Annotated in this window: 4 protein-coding genes; 3 read left to right on the top strand and 1 reads right to left on the bottom strand. The window is 65.7% G+C overall.

Translation table 11 applies throughout. The features are described 5' to 3' along the window. Positions 1–398: 398 nt before the first annotated feature. From ACTIDRAF_RS30810 to ACTIDRAF_RS0223545, 3 genes are all read left to right on the top strand, one after another. Positions 399–824 (top strand): hypothetical protein, encoded by a 426-nt coding sequence (locus ACTIDRAF_RS30810; RefSeq protein WP_016701150.1) that lies wholly within the window; start codon positions 399–401, stop codon positions 822–824. Beyond that, positions 821–1414, top strand: a complete 594-nt coding sequence (locus tag ACTIDRAF_RS33145) for a DUF3558 domain-containing protein (RefSeq protein ID WP_083886620.1) — start codon at positions 821–823, stop codon at positions 1412–1414. The genes ACTIDRAF_RS30810 and ACTIDRAF_RS33145 overlap by 4 nt, the downstream gene beginning before the upstream one ends. 200 nt (positions 1415–1614) lie before the next feature. Further along, positions 1615–2166 (top strand): DUF3558 domain-containing protein, encoded by a 552-nt coding sequence (locus tag ACTIDRAF_RS0223545; RefSeq protein ID WP_245533621.1) that lies wholly within the window; start codon positions 1615–1617, stop codon positions 2164–2166. 466 nt (positions 2167–2632) lie between these two features. On the opposite strand, the gene ACTIDRAF_RS30815 is transcribed toward ACTIDRAF_RS0223545, so the two are convergent. Next, the coding region (locus ACTIDRAF_RS30815) for a YsnF/AvaK domain-containing protein (RefSeq protein WP_016701153.1) at positions 2633–3168 on the bottom strand (536 nt) is incomplete at its 5' end.

Raw genomic sequence — 3168 nt, forward strand, 5'->3', positions numbered from 1 at the left:
GGGGTGTGGGGTGGGGCCGACGGATGGGGCGAAGGGGGAGCCCGGTCCGTCGGCGCCCCCGTTCCGGGCGGGGCTACCGTGCCGCCTGACGCCCCTGGCCCGCTCGGCCCACGTCCGACGTCTCCACCTGGGACGCCCCGTGCACACGAGCTCCACGTGGTGCTCGAGAACCAAGCCGCCACCACCGAGACCGCGGTGCCGGTCAGGGGTAACGGCCCTTGGGGCGGGGCGGCGGGGAGTGGACTTCGTTCGTTCGTGTTCCGCTGTTCGGTGTCCCTGCTCCGTTCGGAGCGGGTGCGCCGTTTCCTTCCGGTTCGTGGCACCGCCGTTGGTAGCGTTGACCAGTGCCGCGTACCGGCTGAGCTCGGCTGGTTCGTGGGGAGGGTGTGGGAGGTAGCGTGCACATCGAGAGCGACGGCGGTGGCTCCGGTCCGGCGGTTCCGTCGACGGCGAAGATGACGGGCAGTATCGCGGCATTTGGCGCGGCGGCCGCGGCGGGCAAGGTCTCGATCGACCCCGAGAGCGCCGAGAGCATGGCCGCCAAAATCGACGCAATCGCCGTCCGAGCCACCAAGCGTTTGGAAAAGTTTGAACTCTTGGAGATGGGCGTTCGTCTCGGTTCCAGCCCGGTGGCGTTGACGATGGCCAAACAGGACTTGATAACTGCGGTCGGTACACCCACTTCAGCCAAAGAGAACCTCGTGCTCTACATAAGGGCGCTCGAGGACCTCGCCGCGGCTATCCGGGCTTCGGCTCGCACTGCCCAGGATCGGGATGCTGAGAACGCCACCCTGCTTACCAACATCGGAGACGAGCTCACATGATTGGTTGGACACGTCGTCAGCGTTATGCTGCAAGTTTCGTGGGAGTTGCCTTGATTGCCGTTGCGTGTGGCTGCGCCTCGGAAACTACAGGGCGAGCGTTCTCCGCTTCCACGGCCAATCCGAGTGGTTCCGAACTGGCGGATACTTCTGCGGTCGAAGGTGGCTCCTCCTTTGAGGAGGAGTTGGCGAGTGTTTTGCCCTGCGAGGTGCTCGACGACGACCAGGTTGCGGATCTGGGATTCGATCCCTCTACCGCAGAGTATGATGATGCTGGCATTCTGAACCTTTGCCAATACACTGTTGGTCCGGTTGAGACGCCCTTGATGTCTATCAACATCGGGGTGGATCAGGCGTTGGACGACCTGAACCTGACCAACTTCAACTCCACGGACCACCAGGTCGGTCCGCTGCGAGCACTACTGATCACCGACGACCGCGACCCGAACAAGTGCCAGATTTCGATGGAAATCGGTGAATCCTCCCACGTCACGGTTCGGGTGATGCTTGCGGAGTCCCAGGAGGCGGCTTGCGAGACCGTTGAGCGGGTCGCTGTCCTTGTCGAGCCCGAGCTGCCCCGCGAGGCGCGGTGATCGTAGTCATCACTCCCACCGTTGGGGAAGGAAAACCTCTTGCTTTACATTCAGGCGCTTGAGGACCTTGCTGCGGCTATCCTAACGTCCGCGCGGAGCACGCAGGATCGGGATGCTGAAAATGCTTTTCTTGTGACTAACTCTGGAGACGACCTGTCGTGATCGGTTGGACACGCCCCCAGCGTTGCGCTGTGGGGCTGGTGGGTGTTGCACTGTTCGATGTGGGGGCGGGTTGTACCTCGGAGGCTCCTGGTCAAGCTCTCTCCGCTCTCACGACCAATACAGGTAGTTCTGAACCAGCGGGTACGTCTGCAGTTCAGAGTGACTCCTCCTTTGAGGAGGAGCTGGCGAACGTGTTGCCCTGCGAGGTACTTGACGATGGCCAAATCATCGAACTGGGGTTTGACCCTGCCACCGCTGACTTCGCGGACTTCGGTGTCGTCTACATGTGCAGTTACACTGTGGCGCCTTTGGAGACACCGCTGTTGTCGATCAACATCGACCGAGACGTGCCAATGGGCGAGCTCAATCTGAGCGACTACAACCTTGCCGAACACCAGGTTGGTCCTTTGCGTGCGTTGCTGATCACGGATGACCGTGAGGAGAACAAGTGTCAGATCTCGATGGACCTTGGTGAATCGGCCCACGCGACGGTCGTGGTCAGCTTCACGGAGTCACGGGAGGCTGCCTGTGAGTCCGCGGAGCGGGTTGCTCAAGTTCTCGAACCCGAACTACCTCGTGAGGCGCGGTAGCCCGCGGCCGGCGGTGCCGGGGCTGGCATGGGCACGCGTGTGGGTGTGGTGGTTCGGCTGGGGTCGCTCGGCGGCGGTTGCGGCGCGGCCACTGCCCAGTGCCGTGCGTCGGTCCGCGTGAGGTGTGGACGCGGGTTGGTGGAGACGGTGAGGGTTGGTCGTCGGGCGGGCGTGCGGAGCACGGCTCGAACTGGTCCCGGCCTCCCGTGGTCGTGCTGGGGACGAGCAAGGAACACCGCCGGGTCGTGGCGGAACACCCGGTCCGCCGGTCCGCGTCGTTGGGCTCCGCACGCCAGGCGCTGCGCCTCGAACCCGTGACCGGAGCGGGGCTCGTGCCGCACGCTGCTCGTCGGCGGACGGTGAGCCGCCGGGGCCCGCGTCCGGCCGACCCTGACGGGTCCCGTCCCCGGGGCAAGTGTGGACGGGACCCGCCTTAGCGGCAGTGTGGACGGGCCCCGTCCTGGGATCAGCGTGGGCGCGTGTTGGTGGTCTCCTCCTCCACCTCGATCCGCTCGGCGCGGACGCGTTCGGTGATGGTCTCCTCTTCCAGGTAGACCTCGCTGGTCAACCGCACCCGCTCGACGGGCACGATCTCGCGGGAGACGACCGGTCGCTCCTCGTAGAGCACGATCTCCTGTTCCTCCTCCCCGAGGTCCAGGTGGTCGCCGAAGGCGGCTCGCTCGGTCTCGGACACGGCCTCCGTCCGCAGGCGGGCGCGTTCCCGCTTCAGTGAGACGTTGACCTGGACGGTCTCGTTGACCACGTACTTGCGCAGCCGGGCGCGTCCGACCCGCACCCGTTCCGTCCGCACCCGGAGCCGCTCCTCGAAGCGGGTCATGGTGCTCTCCTCGTCGGTGGTCAGCGGGACCTGTTCGCCGCTGGCGGCCTCCTCGGTCCGCACGGGCGCCGTGACGGCCCCCGGGTCGACCGTCGTGTCGCTGTCGAACGTGCTGGGGGCGTCGGGGGTGACCGGCGGCGGTGGGGCGACGGTCGGGGTGGGGG

Origin of the sequence: Actinoalloteichus spitiensis RMV-1378 (genome assembly GCF_000239155.1) — a bacterium.
Classification (GTDB): Bacteria; Actinomycetota; Actinomycetes; order Mycobacteriales; family Pseudonocardiaceae; genus Actinoalloteichus_B; species Actinoalloteichus_B spitiensis.